The sequence below is a fragment of the Pseudoroseomonas ludipueritiae genome, assembly GCF_014490445.1.
Classification (GTDB): domain Bacteria; phylum Pseudomonadota; class Alphaproteobacteria; order Acetobacterales; family Acetobacteraceae; genus Pseudoroseomonas; species Pseudoroseomonas ludipueritiae.
In genome coordinates, this window is record NZ_JACTUZ010000078.1 from 1 (window position 1) to 19056 (window position 19056).

General features: G+C 71.0%; 17 protein-coding genes. 6 read left to right on the forward strand and 11 right to left on the reverse strand.

Annotated elements, in window-relative coordinates:
- The 3 genes from IBL25_RS16005 to IBL25_RS16015 all read left to right on the forward strand — a co-directional run.
- A partial coding sequence (locus tag IBL25_RS16005; RefSeq protein ID WP_456315869.1) for a hypothetical protein occupies positions 1–2731 on the forward strand: 2731 nt, incomplete at its 5' end.
- Positions 2732–2806: 75 nt separating this feature from the next.
- Positions 2807–3484 carry a type 1 glutamine amidotransferase gene (locus IBL25_RS16010; RefSeq protein ID WP_187779543.1) on the forward strand — a complete coding sequence of 226 codons (678 nt, stop codon included), beginning with the start codon at positions 2807–2809 and terminating at the stop codon, positions 3482–3484.
- A 71-nt stretch (positions 3485–3555) separates the two neighbouring features.
- Entirely contained in the window at positions 3556–3741 is a 186-nt protein-coding gene (locus tag IBL25_RS16015; protein WP_187779544.1) for a hypothetical protein, read from the forward strand.
- A 12-nt stretch (positions 3742–3753) separates the two neighbouring features.
- On the opposite strand, the gene IBL25_RS16020 is transcribed toward IBL25_RS16015, so the two are convergent.
- The 6 genes from IBL25_RS16020 to IBL25_RS16045 form a co-directional block, all read right to left on the reverse strand.
- Positions 3754–5202 carry an amino acid permease gene (locus tag IBL25_RS16020; protein ID WP_187779545.1) on the reverse strand — a complete coding sequence of 483 codons (1449 nt, stop codon included), beginning with the start codon at positions 5200–5202 and terminating at the stop codon, positions 3754–3756.
- Positions 5203–5279: 77 nt separating this feature from the next.
- Positions 5280–6605 carry an LLM class flavin-dependent oxidoreductase gene (locus IBL25_RS16025; protein ID WP_187779546.1) on the reverse strand — a complete coding sequence of 442 codons (1326 nt, stop codon included), beginning with the start codon at positions 6603–6605 and terminating at the stop codon, positions 5280–5282.
- Entirely contained in the window at positions 6602–7171 is a 570-nt protein-coding gene (locus IBL25_RS16030; protein ID WP_187779547.1) for a cysteine hydrolase family protein, read from the reverse strand. The genes IBL25_RS16025 and IBL25_RS16030 overlap by 4 nt, the downstream gene beginning before the upstream one ends.
- Positions 7171–7962, reverse strand: a complete 792-nt coding sequence (locus IBL25_RS16035; protein WP_238940476.1) for an amino acid ABC transporter ATP-binding protein — start codon at positions 7960–7962, stop codon at positions 7171–7173. Before IBL25_RS16035 ends, IBL25_RS16030 begins: the two co-directional genes overlap by 1 nt.
- A gap of 16 nt (positions 7963–7978) precedes the next feature.
- Positions 7979–8860, reverse strand: a complete 882-nt coding sequence (locus IBL25_RS16040) for an amino acid ABC transporter permease (protein WP_202986788.1) — start codon at positions 8858–8860, stop codon at positions 7979–7981.
- Positions 8861–8876: 16 nt separating this feature from the next.
- Positions 8877–9758 carry a transporter substrate-binding domain-containing protein gene (locus IBL25_RS16045; RefSeq protein WP_187779548.1) on the reverse strand — a complete coding sequence of 294 codons (882 nt, stop codon included), beginning with the start codon at positions 9756–9758 and terminating at the stop codon, positions 8877–8879.
- 176 nt (positions 9759–9934) lie between these two features.
- Between IBL25_RS16045 and IBL25_RS16050 the strand changes: the two genes are divergently transcribed.
- Complete coding sequence (locus IBL25_RS16050) at positions 9935–10360, forward strand: CBS domain-containing protein (protein ID WP_238940475.1); 426 nt, start codon at positions 9935–9937, stop codon at positions 10358–10360.
- Here the strand turns inward: IBL25_RS16050 and IBL25_RS16055 are convergent.
- Entirely contained in the window at positions 10341–10961 is a 621-nt protein-coding gene (locus IBL25_RS16055) for a tellurite resistance TerB family protein (protein ID WP_187779549.1), read from the reverse strand. The genes IBL25_RS16050 and IBL25_RS16055 overlap by 20 nt on opposite strands.
- Before the next feature lie 122 nt (positions 10962–11083).
- Between IBL25_RS16055 and IBL25_RS16060 the strand changes: the two genes are divergently transcribed.
- Entirely contained in the window at positions 11084–12910 is a 1827-nt protein-coding gene (locus IBL25_RS16060; protein WP_367615622.1) for an SLC13 family permease, read from the forward strand.
- Positions 12911–12922: 12 nt separating this feature from the next.
- Here the strand turns inward: IBL25_RS16060 and IBL25_RS16065 are convergent, their stop codons facing one another.
- The 3 genes from IBL25_RS16065 to IBL25_RS16075 form a co-directional block, all read right to left on the reverse strand.
- Positions 12923–13303 (reverse strand): response regulator, encoded by a 381-nt coding sequence (locus tag IBL25_RS16065; RefSeq protein ID WP_187779550.1) that lies wholly within the window; start codon positions 13301–13303, stop codon positions 12923–12925.
- Positions 13304–13306: 3 nt separating this feature from the next.
- On the reverse strand, positions 13307–16228 hold the full coding sequence (locus tag IBL25_RS16070) for a response regulator (protein ID WP_187779551.1): 2922 nt from the start codon (positions 16226–16228) through the stop codon (positions 13307–13309).
- A gap of 281 nt (positions 16229–16509) precedes the next feature.
- A complete protein-coding gene (locus IBL25_RS16075; RefSeq protein ID WP_187779552.1) occupies positions 16510–17673 on the reverse strand; it encodes a mandelate racemase/muconate lactonizing enzyme family protein in 1164 nt (387 codons plus the stop codon).
- Positions 17674–17790: 117 nt separating this feature from the next.
- Here IBL25_RS16075 and IBL25_RS16080 point away from each other — a divergent pair, with 117 nt between their 5' ends.
- Positions 17791–18663 (forward strand): LysR family transcriptional regulator, encoded by an 873-nt coding sequence (locus IBL25_RS16080; RefSeq protein ID WP_187779553.1) that lies wholly within the window; start codon positions 17791–17793, stop codon positions 18661–18663.
- A 9-nt stretch (positions 18664–18672) separates the two neighbouring features.
- Here IBL25_RS16080 and IBL25_RS16085 read toward each other — a convergent pair.
- Positions 18673–19056, reverse strand: a 384-nt coding sequence (locus IBL25_RS16085; protein ID WP_187779554.1) for a YidB family protein, incomplete at its 5' end; no start/stop codon positions are given.

Genomic DNA, 19056 nt, shown 5'->3' on the forward strand with positions numbered 1-19056 from the left:
CGCGCCGCCATGGCTGCGGGCCGAGGCCGAGGCTGGGCGGGAGGACAGCCCCCTGTCATTGCGCGTCGCCCTGGCCGGCGGCGCCGTGGATGGCCGGGCCGAGGTGCTGGGCCTGCGGGTGGAAGGCCTGCCCCCCGGTGCCAGCCTTTCGGCTGGCCTGAGGGACCCCGCCACCGGCGCCTGGGTGGTGCCGCCGGAGGCCCTGGCCGGGCTGGCGCTGACTCCGCCGGCTGACTTCTCCGGCGAGATCCGCCTGACGCTGCGTGCCCTGGCGATGCAGCCCGATGGCACGATGCTGACAACCGAGCAGGCGCTGGATGTGACGGTGGCGCCGGTGGCCGATGCGGCGCTGATCCGTGCCAGCCCGGCGGCGGGCAGGGAAGATGTGCCGCTGGCGCTCAACCTGCATGTCTCGCCCGCCGATGCCGATGGCAGCGAAAGCGTCGTCTCCGTGCTGCTCTCCGGCCTGCCGCCCGGCGCCCGTATCGCTCCCGGCGCCGGCATCACCGGGAATGGCGACGGCACCTGGAGCGTGGAGCCGGCGCATCTGGCGAAGGTGATGCTGATTCCGCCCGAGCATGTCTCGGGCAATATGCACCTGACGGTGACAGCGGTGACGATGGAGGCTGCCGGCGGCGCCACCCGCGCCACGGCACAGGATGTGGCGGTGAGCTTCGCGCCGATGTCGCAGGCTCCGCTGCTGCATGCGAATGATGCCGTGGGACGGGAGGACCAGCCAATTGCCCTGGACCTCGGCGCGGTGCTGGCGGACCGGGACGGTTCGGAAATCCTGTCGCTGGCGCTGGAAGGCCTGCCGCCTGGGGCGCGGCTTTCCGCCGGCATCAATAACGGCGATGGCAGCTGGACCCTGGCCCCATCGCAGCTGGCGGGCCTGACGCTGACACCGCCCGGCAACTGGAGCGGCCACATGGCCCTGGTGCTGGTGGCCCATGCCATGGAAGGCGCCGATGCCAGCCATGCCACCAGCCGCGCCGGCTTCGCGGTGGAGGTGGAGGCGGTGGCGGACCGGCCGATGCTCGACGTGCCCGCCGCCATGGCCGGCAGCGAGGACAGCCTGCTGGTGCTCGACCTCCGCGCGGGGCTGGCGGATGGGGATGGTTCCGAAAGCCTCTTCCTGCGCGTCACCGGCGTGCCGGCGGGGGCGCGCTTCACCGCCGGGGCCGAGAATGCCGATGGCAGCTGGACCATCCCTGGCGAGGCCCTGCCCAATCTCGGCTTCCTGCCGCCGCCGGATTATTCCGGCACATCGCGGCTGCGCTTCACCGCCCTGGCGGTGGAAGGGAATGGCGACGCCGCCAGCACCGACCCTATCGAGATGAGCGTGACGGTGCGCCCTGTCACCGACGCGCCGCTGCTGGCGCTGGCGGATGCCGTGGGGGTGGAGGACCGGCCGCTGGCGCTGTCCATCGCCGCCGCGCCGGGGGATGCCGATGGTTCGGAAAGCCTGCTGCGGGTGCTGGTGCAGGGGGTGCCGGGCGGTGCCACCCTTTCGGCCGGCAGCCGCGCCGCCAACGGCACCTGGACCCTTCTGCCCGGCCAGTTGGCGGGGCTGGTCCTGACCCCTCCGGCACATTTCTCCGGCCCGCTGCAACTGACCGTCACCGCCGTGTCGGCCGAGGCGGCGACGGGGGCGGAGGCCAGCACCACCGGCACCATGGCCCTGCAGGTGGTACCGGTGGCCGATGCGCCGACGCTGACGGCGCCCCATGCCAGCGGCACGGAGGACCAGTCGCTGGCGCTGTCGCTCGGCGCGGCGCTGGTGGACCGGGATGGCTCGGAAAGGCTGCTGGACCTGCAGGTTTCCGGCCTGCCGGAAGGCTTCTCGCTTTCCGCCGGCGCATCGCTGGGCGGCGGCGCCTGGGCGGTTCCCGCGGCGAGCCTTCCCGAGCTGCGCCTGACGCCAGCGCCTGACTGGAACGGCATGCTGCAACTGACCGTCACCGCCACCAGCGAGGAAACCGCCACGGGCGCCCGCGCCAGCAGCAGCCGGGACTTCACCCTCAGCATCGCCGCGGTCAATGACGCACCGGTGCTGGTGCTGGCTCCCGCCGGACATGCGGGGCAGGCGGGTGCGCCGGCGGCCACCCTGTTGGGCGAGGTACGGGCCGCCGATATCGACAGCCCTCTGCTGGGCGGTGCGGTGGTGACGCTGGGCGGGGGCCAGCCGGGTGACCGGCTGGGCTTTGAAGGCCATGACCTGCATGCCGCCGATGGGCGCGTCATGATCGGCGATACGGGTATCGAGCTGGTGGGTGGCGGTTATGACGCGGCCTCCGGCCAGCTTGCCCTGCGCGGCGCGGCGGCGCCGGAGGTTTATTCGGCCGTGCTGCAATCGCTGGTGCTGGAGAATGCCGGGCCGGAGGGGCTGGCCGCCGGCAGCCGCTCCGTCAGCATCGCGGTACGGGACAGCGAGGGGGCCGAGGCGGTGCGGCACAGCGTGACCCTGGCGGTGGAACCGCCGCCGCCGCCGCCGCCACCGCCCGCGCCGGAAGCCGACCCGCAGGCGGCGATCGAGGCCTCGGTGCTGGCGGCGCAGGATGCCTTCGCCGGCCATGCGGCGGTGGCGGATTGGACGGAGCACCTGCATGGCGCTGCCCCTTGGACCTATCCGGCCGATGCCGCCATCGACCATGCCGACCCGGCCGCGCATGCCGTGCCGCCGGGCGATGATCTCCACGCCTTCCATGCCCTGCTGGACAGGCCGCATTGAGGCCGCCCTGTCTGGCCATGGACGGCCGGCGGGGCGGCGCGATAGGACAGGCAAGTGAGCAGGAGCAGCGGGTTCATGCGCGTCGCCATTGTCGAGAACTCGCCCCTGGCCCCTATCGGCCTGCTGGGCACGGCGCTGGAGCGGCGCGGCGCCCGGCTGGAGGTGCTGCCCGGCCCCGGCCTGGCGGCGCACCGGGAGGCGCTGGAGGCGGCGGATTTCATCATCAGCCTCGGCTCGCCCAAGGCCGTCTATGACGAGGATGACTGGATCCGCTGGCAGGTGCGCTACCTGGGCGCGGCGGTGGCGGCGGAGCGCCCGGTGCTGGGCATCTGCTTCGGGGCGCAATTGCTGGCTGCCGCCATTGGCGGCAGCGTCGAGCCCACCGGCACGCTGCACGCAGGCTGGGGCGATATCGAGACCAGTGCTGGCACGATCTGGCGCGGCCCCTGGCTGCGCTGGCATGGCGACCATGTCCGCCTGCCGCCCCAGGCCGAGGTGCTGGCCCGCGCCGGTGACACGGTGCAGGCTTTTTCCTGTCGCCGCGCTCTGGGCCTGCAATTCCACCCGGAGGCGCATGGCGGCTGCATCGCCAACTGGATCGGCATGACGCCGCCGGAACGGCTGCGCGGGATGGATACCGCCGCCGAACTGGCCCTGACACAGGCGCGGGAGGCATCCCATGCCCCGATGCGGGAAGCTTTGCTGGATGAGGTGCTGCGCCGCTGCGGCGTCTCGTTGCCGGCGCCGGCCTGAACGCCCGGCATGGAACGCCGTCTTTGCCCCGGCGTTCCTTCAGGGTCACAGGCAGCAGAAAGGGGCACGAGATGACGGAACATGCGCCGGAGGGCCCCAAGGCCCGCTTCCCGGCAGAGAAGGCTTCCGAGGGCTATATTCCCAAGCCGCCGGGGAAGTCGGAGCTGGACAAGATCAGCGAGGCCCAGGCCCTGATCACCGATGAATGGACCGGGGAACCGCCGGCCGGGGGCAAGCCCGGCACCGGGAAGCCCTGAGCGCCCCGGGCGTCACCGCCCCGCGCCGCTGTGCCGCAGGCGGGAATGGTGGCGCCCGTAGAAGGCATAGATGCCGCAGCCGATGGCCATCCAGATGATCAGCCGCAGCCAGGTATCCAGCGGCAGCCCGGCCATCAGCAGCAGGCTGAAGAGCATGCCCAGCACGGGCACAACCGGGGCCCCGGGCGCGCGGAAGGGGCGGTGTACGCCAGGCTCGCTCCGGCGGAGGTAGAGCACCGCGCCGCAGACCAGCACAAAGGCGAACAGGGTGCCGATGCCGACCATCTCGCCCAGGATGCCGATGGGCAGCACGGCGGCGGTAAAGGCGACGGCGCCGCCTATCATGAGCTGGCTGATCCAGGGCGTGTGCCGGCGCGGGTGCAGGTGGCGGAAGACCGACGGCAGCAGCCCATCCTGCGAGATGGCCAGGAAGATGCGGCTCTGCGCATAGAGCAGCACCAGTATCACCGTGGTCAGGCCGGCGATGGCGCCGATCTTGATGAGGCCGGAAAGCCAGGGCAGGCCGATGGCATCGGTGCCCTTGGCGATGGGGTCGGTCACGTTCAGGGCCGGATAGGGCACCAGCCCGGTCAGCACGCCTGCCACCAGCACGTAAAGCAGGGTGCAGACCGTCAGGGAGGCGATGATGCCGATGGGCATGTCCCGCTGCGGCGACTTGGCTTCCTGCGCCGCCGTCGAGATGGCGTCGAAGCCGGTAAAGGCGAAGAACACCACGCCGGCGCCGCGCAGCACGCCGCTCCAGCCGTAATGGCCGAATTCGCCGGTATTCTCCGGCAGGAAGGGCTGCCAGTTGGCCGGCGTGACATGCACGGCGCCGATCAGGATGAAGATGGCGACAACGGAGAGCTTCACCGCCACCATGATGTTGTTCAGCCGCGTCGATTCCCGCGTGCCCAGCATCAGCAGCCCGGTCAGCACCAGCACGACCAGCGCCGCCGGCAGGTTGAAGAGCGCGCTGGCCTGGGTGCCATCGGCCAGGGTCACGGTGGTGCCGGTGGCATGGGTCAGCACCGTTGGCAGGTAAAGCCCGAAACCGGCCAGCAGGCTGGTGACATAGCCGGACCATCCCACGGCGACGGTGGCGGCGCCCATGGAATATTCCAGGATCAGGTCCCAGCCGATGATCCAGGCCATCAGCTCGCCCAGTGTGGCATAGGTATAGGTATAGGCGCTGCCGCTGACAGGAATCATCGCCGCCAGCTCGGCATAGCAGAGGCCGACAAAGGCGCAGGCGGTGGCGCCCAGCACAAAGGACAGCACCAGCGCCGGCCCGGCATATTGCGCGGCGGCCGTGCCGGTCAGCACGAAGATGCCGGCGCCGATGCCGATGGCGGTGATGCTGAAGTGGCCCAGCGCCCTCCGCAGCCCAACTTCCCCGGCATCGGCCGATGCGATGATGTCGGGGATGCTCTTGCGCGCGGTATAGGCCGCCCTGTCCATCGGAAGGCTTTCTTGCTCGGCCGGTATGCCCAGGCGGTAAAGCCGGCGGTGACGGGATGGTTGTCGCCGCCAGCCGGCTACCCCGCCGTCTGCCGCGCGGCGGCCTGTGCCGGATGCGCCGGGCGCGGCAGGCCCAGATGCTCGCGCAGGGTGCGGCCGGCGTATTCGGCACGGAACAGGCCGCGCCGCACCAGGATCGGCACCACGCGGTCGATCACCTCCTCGAAGGGGCCGGGATAGTGGGTGGTCTTGATCATGAAGCCATCGGCGGCGCCGCTGCGGAACCAGGCTTCCAGGTCATCCGCCACCTCCTTCGGCGTGCCGAAGAGCACCCGGTGGCCGGAACTGGCGGCAGTGTAGTCGCGCAGCTCGCGCAGCGTCATGCGGTGCCGGCGGGCCACGGCGGCCAGCGTCACCGCATGGCCCTGCATCATGCCGGAAGGCGGCAGTTCCGGCACCGGCGCGTCGAGGTCGAAGCGGGAAAGGTCATGCCCCAGCCGGTCCGACAGCACCCGGAGCGCCGCATCCGGGTCCGCCAGCCTCGCCAGCGCCGCGATCTTCGCCTTGGCTTCCGCCGCGTCGCGGCCCAGCACGATGCAGACGCCGGGCAGGATGCGGATGGCATCGCGCGGCCGCCCCGCCGCGGCGCAGCGGTCGCGCAGGTCCTGGGCGAAGGCGAGGGCGGCATCCATCTCCTGCTGCACGGTGAAGACCACCTCCGCCGTGGCGGCGGCGAGGTCCCGCCCGGCATCGGAGGCGCCGGCCTGCAGGATCACCGGATAGCCCTGCGGCGGGCGGGTGATGTTCAGCGGGCCCTTGACCCTGAAGTGGCGGCCTTCGTGGTTCAGCACATGCATCTTCGTGCCATCGGCGAAGGTGCCGCTGGCCTTGTCGCCGACAATGGCGCCGTCTTCCCAGCTGTCCCAAAGGCCCTTGGCGACCTGGAGGTATTCCGCCGCCATGGCATAGCGCTCGGCGTGTGGCGGGTGGCTGTCGCGGCTGAAATTCGCCGCCGCATCGGGGCTGGACCCGGTGACCACGTTCCAGGCCGCCCGCCCGCCGCTGAGATGGTCCAGCGAGGCCAAGGCGCGGGCGACGTTATAGGGCTCGGAATAGGTGGTGGAGACGGTGGCGCCGAGGCCGATGCGATCGGTGCACATGGCGAGCGCCGAGAGCAGCGTCAGCGGCTCGAAGCGCACCATCATGCCAGGATGCGCGTCGAGGCCGGTATTCACCGCATCGGCCAGGAAGAAGAGGTCGAACCTGCCGCGCTCGGCCGCCTGGGCCATGCGCCGCAGCAGCGAGAGGTTCTCCGAACCCCATTCCGCATCCGGCATCCGCCAGCCAGCGACATGCCCGCCGGCGCCCATGGCCAGCAGGCCGAGATGCATCATGCGGCTCATGCCAATGTCTCCTGCCGCGCCGCCATGCGGGCGCATTCCTCGGCCGTGGTGGTGATGTGCAGCATCGGCGCGCGGGCGGCCATGATGGCCAGCGCGCCCTCATGCACCGCCGGGGATTTCGCGGCGCAGGCATCCGCCACCAGCCGTAGCTGCGCCCCGCCATCCACCGCCGCCAGCGCCGTGGCCAGCACGCAGCAATCGGTGGAAACGCCGCAGAGCGTGACGCGCGGCGCCGGCCCGAAGCGTTCATAAGCCTCCGGCAGCCACTTCGAAAAAGTGTGGCTGGCGATGCTGGCGCGGTCCTGCCAGGGCGCATCCACTGCCCAGAGCCAGTCGGCCTCCGGCCGCAGCGCGAAAGGCCATTTCTCGTAGTACTGCGCCCAGCTTCCCTCCGGCACCGCCGGCGGGACGAAGCGGGTGAAGAGCACGCGCTGCCCGAACAGCGGCACCAGCTGCGCGATGCGTCCCGCTGCCTCGGCGAGGCTAGGGGTGAACCAGGGGCTTTCGGGGTGGGAGAAGGCGGGTTGCAGGTCCACCACCATCAGCCAGTCGCGGTTCTCGTCCATCAGGCATTCTCCCGCAAGGAACGCGCCAGGAAGGCCTGCACGCGCGGGTCGCGCGGCCGCGCCAGCACCTGCGCCGGCGGGCCGGATTCAGCGATCACGCCATCCACCATCACCGCCACCACATCGGCCACCTCGCGCGCGAATTGCACTTCATGCGTCACGATGATCATGGTCATGCCGCTGGCGGCGAGGTCTTTTATGACATCCAGCACCTCGCCCACCAGATGCGGGTCGAGGGCCGAGGTGGGTTCGTCAAACAGCATCAGCTTCGGCTGCATGGCCAATGCGCGGGCGATGGCGATGCGCTGCTGCTGCCCGCCGGAAAGCTGGCGGGGGAAGGCTGCTTCCTTTTCCGCCAGCCCGACGCGCGCCAGCAATTCCCGCGCGCGGGCCACCGCCGCCGCGCGGCTCTCGCCCCGCACGCGGATTGGCGCGTCGATGATATTCTCCAGCACCGACATATGCGGAAAGAGGTTGAAGTTCTGGAAGACCATGCCGATCTCGGCGCGCTGTCGGCTCAGCGCCGTCTCGCGCATGCGGTAGAAGGCGCCACCGCGCTGCTCCACGCCGATCGGCACACCATCGACGGAGACGATGCCGCGGTCGCAGGCTTCCAGCGCATTGATGCAGCGGAGCAGCGTGCTCTTGCCGGCGCCGGAAGGGCCGAGCAGGCAGACCACCTGCCCGCGCGCCGCCTGGAGGTTCACGCCCTTCAGCACGGTGTTGCGTCCGCGCTGCTTCCAGACATCGGTGATGCGCACCAGCGGCTCGGCGGCGAGGGCCATGTCCATGCTCACGGCCGCCCGCTCAGCCCATCGGCCCGGCATCGGCGGCGCCACGGCCGTAATGCCGCTCGATGAGGTGCTGGAGGACGGACAGGATGCTGACCATGATCAGGTACCACAGCGCCGCCACGATCAGCAGCGGGATGGTCTCGAAGGTGCGGGAATAGATGGTCTCCACCGAATGCATTAGTTCGCCCAACGCCACCACGCTGGCGATGGAGGTGTATTTCAGCATGCCGATCACCTGGTTGCCGGTGGGCGGCACGATGGCGCGCATGGCCTGCGGCAGCACCACGACGCGGAAGGTCTGCCAGGGCCGGTGCCCCAGCGCCTTGGAGGCCTCGCTCTGCCCCGGGTCCACCGAGAGCAGGCCGGCACGCACGATCTCGGCCATGTAGGCGGCCTCGTTCAGCCCCAGGCCCAGCATGGCGGCGGTGAAGGAGGAAATGGCGAGGGTGGAGGAAATCTCGAAGAACTTCGGGCCGCCGAAGGGAATGCCCAGCGAGATCTCGGGGAAGAGGGAAGCGAGGTTGTACCAGAAGACCAGTTGCACCAGCACCGGCGTGCCGCGGAAGAACCAGACAAAGGCATGGGCGCAGAAGCCCAGCACCGGGTCGCCCGAGAGGCGCATCAGCGCGACGCCGATGCCGATGACCGTGCCCATCACCATCACCAGCGCCGTCAGTTGCAGCGTCATCAGCACGCCCTGCAGCACATCGGCGCTGAACATGTAGCGGCCGACGATCTCCCACTGGAAGCCGGGATTGTGCAGCACCTGGTCGATGATCCAGGCCGCCGCCAGCAGGATCAGCGCGATGCCGAACCAGCGCCCGCGCCGGGGCGCCGGCAGGATGCGCGGCGGCGGGGCGGCCGCAGCCGCGGGCATGTGCAGGCTGGTCGTCATCACCCGGTCCTTCGCCTCAGAGCGGCCCGGGGTTGCGGATCTGCTCCACTGTCAGCGCGCCATCGGGCACGCCGAACTCGGCCAGCAGCGCGGCATAGCTGCCATCGGCCACGGCGCTTTCCAGCGCCAGGCGCAGCGCCGTCTCCAGCGCCGCGTTGTTCTTGGCCACGACGATGCCGGAGGTGGTGACCATGTCCGGCAGGGTGCCGCCGGTCATCTGCAGCTTCGGGTTACCCCTGGCGATGTAGATGCCCACGGCGCGGGCCGTCAGGAAGCCATCGCCCCGGCCGTTGGAGAGCGCGAGATAGGTCGCGGCGCTGTCGGGGAAAAAGAGAAAGGCGATCTTCTGCCGGCCCGCCTGCACACAATCGGCGGAAAGCCGCTCGGCCAGCGAGATCTGCGCGCTGCCCTGGGTCAGCACCAGGGTGCGGCCGCAGAGGTTGTTGATATCCACCCCCGTCACGCCCTGCCGCACCAGCAGGCCATAGCCGGAATTGAAATAGGGCAGCAGGTTCACCACCCGCAGCCGCTCCGGCGTCCGGCCGATCTGGTTGAGGCCGATGTCGTAGCGGCCGTTGACCACGCCGGGGATGATGGCGGGGAACTTGATGTCCTCGAATTCCGCCCTCAGCCCCAGCTTCTCCGCCAGCAGCTTCGCCAGCCGGATATCGATGCCATCGGCGCCGCCGCCTTCCGCCTGGTAGGCGAAGGGCGGCCATTGCAGGGAGGTCGCGACCTTCAGCACGCCGGCGGCGCGGGTGGCCTCCGGCAGCGCGGCGCGGGCTTCCTCGGCCACCGTTGCGGCCCGGGCCGCGAGGGGCTGCGCCAGCAGCGCGCAAAGGCCGAGCAGCGCGGCGGCCAGGCGCATGCCGAATGTCCTGCGGAGCGAAGCTGTCATGACCGTGTCCTGATCCTGTTGCGCGGCGGCGCCATGCTGCGGCGCTGTATCGCAGATTTTTACCCGGGTATCGATCCTGGCTCCCATGACTCCTGGGCGCGGCAGGCGTCAACGGCCCGGGGCGCATCCCGTGGCGGGGGCGGCCGTTACCACCATACCGGTTCCCAGGAGGCAGCATGGAAGTCGCGGATGTGATGAGCGCGGAGGTGGAGTTCATCTCCCCCGAGGCCACGGTGCAGCAGGCGGCCGAGATGATGGGGGAGCTGGATGTCGGTGCCCTGCCGGTGGGCGGGCCGGAGGGGGTGCAGGGCGTGGTGACGGACCGCGACCTGCTCTACCGCGTCGTCGCCGAGGGCCGCGACCCCACCACCATGCGGGTGCGGGAGGTGATGAGCGCCCCCGCCCTCTTCTGCCGCGCCGGCGACGATATCCGCGTGGCCATGGACCTGATGGCGGCGCAGAATGTGCGGCGGCTGGCGGTGCAGGATGCCGCCGGGCATGTCGCCGGCTGGGTGACCCTGGCCGATATCTCCCGCCACCTGCTGGTGGACAGCGACCTGGTGCAGAACGCCCTGCGCGCCGTCACCGAGCAGCCGGCCTGAGCCGCCGCCGCCCGCTGCGCCGCTGCAGGTCCGAGGTCACGTCGGCCGGCAGGGCGAAGCTGGCGGCCAGGTAGTCCTGCCAGGCGCGGCCCACCGGGTCCTGGCCCGCCACCAGCAGCGCCAGGGTATAGGCATGGGCGCCGAGCGCCGCCTGCCGCAGCTCCGCCAGCAGGGCGGGCAGGGACATGGGGCTGTTCCAGGCTCCCTCCAGCGCCGCGCGCTCGGCCTCGCCGCCACCGATGCTGGGCAGCAGGGGCGGCAGGGCTTCCGGCCCGGTGCCGGTCATGCTGGCGGTGGCCACCATGGCGCGCAGCAGCAGCCAGCGCTGCGCCGGCTCCAGGCTTTGCAGGTTCAGCGCCAGGGGAAACAGGGTCTGGTGGCGGTTCTGCAGCCAGGCATGCAGCAGCTTGGTTGCCACCTGTTCCTGCAACAGGCGCTGCGGCGACGGCATCGGGGGGCGGCGCGGCGCCTCCGGCGCCGGTTCCGGCACCGTCACTTCCGGCGGCAGGCCCAGCGCCTGCCGCTCCAGCAACTGGCTTTCGCCGTCGCGCTCCTGCTCCCGGCCGAAGAGGCGCAGGATGCGCCACGGCATGGCGGTCATGGTGGCGGCTTCCCTTTTCATCCGACGCCGGGAAAACGGCGGGGCGGCGGCGGCGGTTGCCGGCGGGGGCGCGGCAACTCCGGGCGGTGCCGCCGGGTTCCGCCCTTTGTCTCGCCTTGAGGATGAACCATCATGCCCAGCCTGCCACCGCCCCGCATCGCACCCCCGGCACCATGGCGCGGGGCGGGCCGGTGACGCTGGACCAGGCATTGGCCTTCGGCATCCTTGGCGTCACCGTGGGCCTCTTCCTCTGGGGCCGCATCTCCTACGACCTGGTGGCCATGCTGGCGCTGCTGGCGGGCGTCGTGGTGGGCATCATCCCGACGGACCGCGCCTTCTCCGGCTTCGCGGACGACGTGGTGGTGATCGTGGCCTCGGCCCTGCTGGTCAGCGCCGCCGTGGCACGCTCCGGCGCGGTGGAGCGGCTGATGCGCCCGGCGCTGCCCTATCTCAAGACCACCGCCACCCAGGTGCCGGTGCTGGCCGGCGCCGTGCTGGTGGCCTCCATCTTCACCAAGAATATCGGCGCGCTGGCCATCTTCATGCCGGTGGCCTTCCAGCTCACGCGGCGCACCGGCACCTCGGCCTCCGCCCTGCTGATGCCCATGGCCTTCGCCTCGCTGATCGGCGGGCTGATCACCATGACCGGCACCTCGCCCAACATCATCGTGGCGCGGGTGCGGGCGGAGGCCACCGGCGAGCCCTTCGGCATGTTCGACTTCACGCCCGTGGGCCTCGGCATCGCGCTGGCGGGCATCGTCTTCCTGGCCTTCGGCTGGCGGCTGCTGCCGCGGGACCGGCGCGCGCCCAGCGATGCCGGCCCCGCCATCGAGGACTATACCATCGAGGCCCAGGTGCCCGAGGGCGCGGCCATCGCCGGCAGCGATGTGGCGGCGCTGGAGGCCATGACGGAAGGCCGCGTCACCGTCGCCGGCATCATCCGCGAGCGCTTCCGCCGCTTCGTGCCCACCCCCGGCTGGCTCATCCGCGCCGGGGATGTGCTGCTGCTGGAGGGCGACCCGGAGGAGCTGGAGCGCATCGTCGCCCGCGCCGGGCTGCGCCTGGCGGGGGAGGAGGGGGCGGAGGAAGCCAATGTGGTGGAGGGCGTGGTTACCGCCGAATCGCCGCTGGCGGGCTCCACCGCCACCCGCTCCCGCCTGCAGCAGCGCTTCGGCCTGGGCCTGCTGGCGGTCAGCCGCCGCGGCCAGCGCATCACCCAGCGCCTGGGCACGCTGCGGCTGCGGGCGGGGGATGTGCTGATCCTGCGCGGCAGCGCCGCCGCCATCTCGGATGCGCTGGGCGAATTGCGCGTGCTGCCGCTGACGGAGCGCGCCATCACGCTGGGCCGCAGCCGGCGCTCCTGGCTGCCGCTGCTGGTGCTGCTGGCGGCCATGGGGCTGGTGGCGCTGCATGTGGTGCCGGTCTCCATCGCCTTCTTCGGCGCCGCCGTGGTGCTGCTGCTGCTGCGGACGCTGAGCAAGCACGAGGCCTATGATGCCGTGGAATGGCCGGTGCTGGTGCTGCTGGGCGCGCTGATCCCGGTCAGCGAGGCGGTGCAGACCACCGGCGGCACCGACCTGATCGCGGCCTGGCTGGAAGGCATGGTGCGCCACCTGCCGCCGCTTGGCGCGCTGGGGCTGATGATGGCCATCGCCATGGCGGTGACGCCCTTCCTCAACAACGCGGCGACGGTGCTGATGATGGGCCCCATCGCCGCCAGCCTGGCGCAGCGGCTGGGGTTGAGCCCGGATGCCTTCCTGATGGCGGTGGCGGTGGGCGCGGCCTGCGACTTCCTGACCCCCATTGGCCACCAGTGCAACACGCTGGTGATGGGGCCGGGCGGCTACCGCTTCGGCGACTATGCCCGGCTGGGGGCGCCGCTGACAGCCATCGTGCTGCTGGTGGGCGTGCCGCTGATCGCCCTGGTCTGGCCGCTGGCGGGCCGCTGAGGCCCGCCCCCCTCAGCCCTGCTCCTGCCGCGCCGCGAGCGCCGCGTCGATCTGCCCCAGCAGGCGGGAGAAATCGACCGGCTTCGGGTGGTAGTCGTCGCAGCCGGCCTCGATCACCTTGCTGCGGTCGCCGGACATGGCATGCGCCGTCAGCGCGATGATGGGGATGCGCGCGGTATCGCCCTGCCCTCGCAAGGTGCGGGCGACGGTCCAGCCATCCATCACCGGCAGGTTCATGTCGAGCAGGATGACATCCGGCCGCTCCCCGCGCGCCACATCCACGCCCTGCTGCCCGTCATGCGCCAGCACCACCTCGAAGCCACGCCGCCGCAACCGGCGGGACAGGAAGTCCCAGAGTTCCTCGTGGTCCTCGACCAGCAGGATCTTGGTCATGCGCTAGTGTCCTTCCTTGACGGTCGCGGAAACGGGGGCGGTGGGGCGCGGTGCCGCGCCGGCGATGCGGCGCAGCTCGGCCACCAGCTCATCGGGGATGCCGTCCTCGGCGGGCATCACGCCATGTACCTTGCTGCGCAACTGGCGCATCTCGGCCTCCTCCACCTCGCCATCGGTGAGGGCGACGATGGGCAGCGCGCTCCATTCCGCGCGCGCCCGCAATTCGTGGATCAGCGCGAAGCCCTCGCCGCCATCGGCGCCATGCACCTCCACCAGCAACAGGGCGGGGCGGGGCTCGGTGGCCATGCGGGCCAGGGCGGCGCGGTTGTCGGCGGCTTCCTCCACCGCCCAGCCCTCGCGCTCCAGCAACTGGCGTAGCTCGGCGCGCTGCGCTTCGTCATGCTCCACCAGCAGCGCCGTGCCGGGGGCGGGCTGGGCACGGTAGCGGTCCAGCACTCGCTTCAGCCGGCTCCATTCCACCGGCTTGTTCAGGTAATCGGCGGCGCCGAGGGAGAAGGCGAGGCCGCGCTCCTGCACCACCGTCACCATCACCACCGGCGTATCGGCCAGCTCCGGCTCCGCCTTCAGGGCGGAGAGCACGCCCCAGCCATCCAGGCGCGGCATCATCACATCCAACAGGATGGCATCGGGCCGCAGCTCGCGCGCCAGCCGCAAGCCGGTCTGCCCATCGGGTGCTGCGCGGACCACGAAGCCCTCCCGCGTCAGGAAGCGCATCAGCAGCTCCCGCGTGGCGGCATCGTCGTCGATCACCAGCACCAGCCCGTCGCGCCGCTCCTCCGGCGGCAGCGTGGCATCCACGGCGGCCTCGCCCACCTGCACGGCGAGGTCATCATGCTCCACGCGCTCCTGACGGATGTCGGCGGGCAGGCGGATGGTGAAGGCGGTGCCCTGGCCGGGCGTGCTTTCCACCTCCACCCGCCCGCCCAGCATGGAGACAAAGGCCTTGGTGATGGCCAGGCCCAGCCCGGTGCCGCCGAAGCGGCGGGTGGTGGTGCTGTCGGCCTGGCTGAAGCGCTGGAACAGCCGCTCCAACTGCTCCGGCGTCATGCCGATGCCGGTATCGGTGACGCGGAAGGCGATCCAGCCCTCCCGCCCCGGCTCGGGCCGGGCGGACAGGGTGACGCGCCCGCGCTCGGTGAACTTGGCGGCATTGCCCAGCAGGTTGAACAGGCATTGCCGCAGCTTCACCGGGTCGGAATGCATCTCCGGCAGATCGGGCGCGATCTCCAGCTCCAGCCGGTTGTCCTTCTTGGCCACCAGCGCCTCCACGGTGGAGGCGACCTCGCGCAGCAGCGACCCCGTATCGAAATCCTCTGGCTGCACCTCCATCTTTCCCGCCTCGATCTTCGACAGGTCCAGCACGTCGTTGATCAGGGAGAGCAGGTGGCGGGCATTGGAATTGATCTTGGCCAGATCCTCGCGGAAGCTCTCGGCGCCTTCCAGGTCCTCGGCCTCTTCCTCCAGCATCTCGGAATAGCCGATCACGGCGGAAAGCGGCGTGCGCAGCTCATGGCTCATGTTGGCGATGAACTGGCTCTTGGCCATGTTGGCATCCTCGGCGGCCGCCTTGGCGGCCGTCAGCGCCTCCTCCGCCGCGCGCATCTCGGTGATGTCGGTATTGGTGCCGAACCAGCCGATCAGCCGCCCTTCGGGGAATTCCTCATCCGGCGGCTCCCGCAGCGGCAGGGCGCGCGAGAGGAACCAGCGGTACTGCCCATCGGCGCCGCGCAGCGGGAAGGTGTCCTCCCAGGGCTCGCCGGCGGCGACGGCGGCGCGGAAGCGGGCCACCACGCCCTCCATGTATTCCGGGTGGTGCACTTTCTGCCAGCCGAAGCCCTTCATGTCCTCCGGCGTGCCGCCAGTGAATTCGTACCAGCGGCGGTTGTACCACTGCACCTCGCCATTCTCGTCCGTCATCCAGGCCTGCTGCGGCACGGAATCGACGATCATCCGCAGCCGTGCCTCGCTGCGCCGCAGCCGGGCTTCCAGGCGGTTGCGCGCCGTCACGTCGATGGCGGCAACGCCGATGCCCTCCACATGCCCGCCCAGGGGAAAGAAGCCCATCTGCAACTGCCGCGACGGGCGGCCGGGCGCGGCGGGCACCGACACTTCCACATTGCTCTCCGCGCGGCCGCTGCGCAGCACCTCGGCCATGCGGGGCTCGATCTGCCGCCGTACCTCCTCTGGCAGCGTGTCGCCCACGGCGCCCAGCACCCGCTCCCCCAGGTCCACCAGCGCCTTGTTGGCATGGTCCAGCCGCAGCCGGCGGTCGAGGAAGCCGAGGCCCACCGGGGCATGTTCCATCACCCCGTCCAGCAGCGCCGAGGCCCGCCGCTCCGCCCGCCGCCAAGCCAGGGCATAGAGGGCCAGCGAAAGCCCGGAGAGCAGCAGCGCCACCAGCCCCAGCCCCGCCAGCCAGCCGGCACGGCGCGCCCCGGCGGCGGCGCGTTCAAGCTGCGCCGCCCGGGTCTGCGCCTGCACCGCTTCCACCTCGGCCCGGAAGGCGTCCATGGCCGCCTTGCCTTCCCGCGTCTCGATCTCGCGGATGGCGGCTTCCATGCCCGCGGTGCGGCGGGTGGCGATGGAACGCTCGGCCCAGCCGATCCTGGCCATGGCCAGTTCCCGGAGCCGCCCGGCCGGCAACCCATCGCCTTCCAGCCGGGGCAGCAATTCGTCGATGCTGGCGCGGCCACGCCGGTAAGGCTCCAGGAAGCTGTCGTCGCCCACCAGCACGAAGCCGCGCTGCGCGGCCTCGATATCCTTCATGGCGGAGAGCAGCGCCTCCGCCGCCAGCACATGGGCATTGGCGACATTGGCGGCGGCCTGGCCCTGTCGGGAGGCCATCCAGCTTGCGGTGCCGCTGCCCAGCGCGAGAAGGCCCAGCAGCACGGCGGCAGCCAGCACAGGCCGGGATCGGCGGGGAAGAACACGCTGCCCCAGGCGGTTGAACAAGGAACCTGCGGGCATGGAGGAAGGAGGCAAGGCGGGATTCCGGCGCTGACCCCGTTTAACGCCGCGGGGCCGCCGCGGGTTGGCGAGAGGCTGGCGGAGAGAAGGCTGGGGAATGAATTCCCCAGACCCCTTCTTTTTTCTTCGAGTTGGTTCTCCGGCGGCTGACGGGGGCGCGCGCCAACTTAAAAAAGAAGATGGGGGACCAGGGGAATTCCTTCCCCCGGCCTTTCTTCTCACTCCGCCAGTTCGCGCATCACCTTGATCAGGTCCGACTTGCCTTCGAAGCCGATGCCCGGCAGCTCCGGCATGGTGATATGCCCGTCTTCCACGCGCACGCCGTCCGGGAAGCCGCCATAGGGCTGGAAGAGGTCCGGGTAGCTTTCATTGCCGCCGAGGCCGAGCCCCGCCGCGATGTTCAGCGACATCTGGTGCCCACCATGAGGGATGCAGCGCGCGGGCGACCAGCCGCATTGTTGCAGCACCTCCAGCGTCCGCAGGTATTCCACCAGGCCATAGGAGAGGGCGCAGTCGAATTGCAGCCAGTCCCGGTCCGGCCGCATGCCACTGTAGCGCAGCAGGTTGCGCGCGTCCTGGTGGGAGAAGAGGTTCTCGCCCGTGGCCATCGGGTTTGGGTAGAATTCGGCCAGCGCGGCCTGGAGCGCGTAATCCAGCGGGTCGCCGGCTTCCTCGTACCAGAAGAGCGGGTAGTCCCGCAGCATCTTGGCATAGGCGATGGCGGTCTCCAGGTCGAAGCGCCCATTGGCATCGACGGCCAGTTGCGCCTGGCCGCCGATCTCGGCCAGCACCGCCTCGATCCGCGCGCGGTCCTCGGCGACAGAAGCGCCGCCGATCTTCATCTTCACGACGTTGTAGCCGCGGTCGAGATAGCCGCGCATCTCGGCCCGCAGCGCGCTGTTGTCCTTGCCGGGATAATAGTAGCCGCCGGCGGCATAGACGAAGACGCGCGGGTCGGCCTCGCGGCCATGGCGTTCGGCCAGCAGGCGGAAGAGCGGCTTGCCCTCGATCTTCGCCACGGCGTCCCAGACCGCCATGTCCAGCGTGCCCACGGCCACCGAGCGTTCGCCATGCCCGCCCGGCTTCTCGTTGCGCATCATCGATGCCCAGACCTTGCCGGGGTCGAGGTTGTCGCGCGCATCGTCGCGCAGGCTCTCGGGGGCGGCTTCCAGGATGCGGTCGCGGAAGCGCTCGCGGATCAGGCCGCCCTGGCCGTAGCGGCCGTTGGAATTGAAGCCGTAGCCCACCACGCGGCGGCCATCCCGCACCACATCCGTCACCACCGCGACAAGGCTCGTGGTCATCTTGGTGAAGTCGATATAGGCATTGCGGATCGGCGAGGCGATCGGCTGGGTGATCTCGCGAACATCGACAATCCGCATGGGCTTCCTCTTCGCTGCCGCCGGGCGCTGTCGCGCGGCTGAGGCCCCGGATAGGATCGGCGTGGCGCGCTGCCCAATGCCAATATCGAGGTTCATCATGCAGATCCGGCATCGGCCATGGAGCTGAACTGGCTGGAGGATTTCCTGGCCCTGGCCGAGCACCGCAACTTCTCCCGCGCGGCGGCGGCGCGGAACGTGACGCAGCCCGCCTTCAGCCGCCGCATCCAGGCGCTGGAGGCCTGGGTGGGTACGCCGCTGGTGCTGCGCTCGCCGCAGGGTGTCGCTCTGAACGCGGCGGGCGAATACCTGCGGGAACAGGCCGGGGCGCTGGTGCGCAACCTGCAGCAGATGCGGCGCGGCGCCCTGGCGGCGGCGGGGCGGGAAGGGGCGGCGCTGACCATCGCCGCCACCCATGCGCTCTCCTTCACCTTCTTTCCCGGCTGGGTGCGCGCCCATGCGCCGCTGGAGACGCTGGGCACGCTGAACCTCGTCTCCGACAGCATGACGGCCTGCGAGCGCATCCTGCTGGCGGGGGATGCCGACTTCCTGCTGTGCCACCACCACCCGGCAGCGCCGGCCCGCTTCGCGCCGGAGGCTTTCGACAGTGTTGTGGTGGGGCATGACCGGCTGCTGCCGCTTTCGGCACCCGATGCCGGCGGTGCGCCGCGCTGGCGCCTCCCGGCGGGGCCGGCACGGCTGCTGGCCTATAGCGCGCCGTCCGGCCTCGGGCGCATCCTGGAGGCGACGCAGCGTCCGGGGCTGGAGGCCGTCTTCACCTCACCCCTGGCGGCGGCGCTGCTGACCATGGCGCGGCAGGGCCAGGGCATCGCCTGGCTGCCGGCCAGCCTGGCGGCGGAAGACCTCGCCGCCGGCCGGCTGCTGGAGGCGGGGGAGGCCGGCCATGCCGTGCCGGTGGAGATCCGCCTCTTCCGCCCGCGCCGGCGCCAGTCCCCGGTCGCCGAGGCCTTCTGGCGCGCCGCGAGGCGCTGAGGGCGCGCCTCAGCGCCTGCCGCGCAGGATATCGTTCATGACGCTGCCGAGGTCGCCGCTGCCGCCCTGCGGCTCGGCGCCATGCTGCGGCAGGGTGCCCTGCGGCGTCATGCGGTCCACGAACTGGGGCAGCACCTGGCGCAGCTCCTCCAGCAGGCTGGCGCGGTCGGTGCCGGCCTGTTGCGCCGCCTCGTCCAGCTCGCGCGGGTCGAACTGCTGCTCCAGATCCTGGGTGGAAACCGGCTGGTTCTCGTGGGGGGAAATCCAGGAATCCACCTGCTGGCTCAGCCCGCGGCCGCGCATGCCACCCAGCATGCCCGCCAGCCCGCCGAGCAAGCCGCCCAGGCCACCGCCGCCGCCGCCCAGCAGGCCACCCAGCCCACCGCCGGCGGG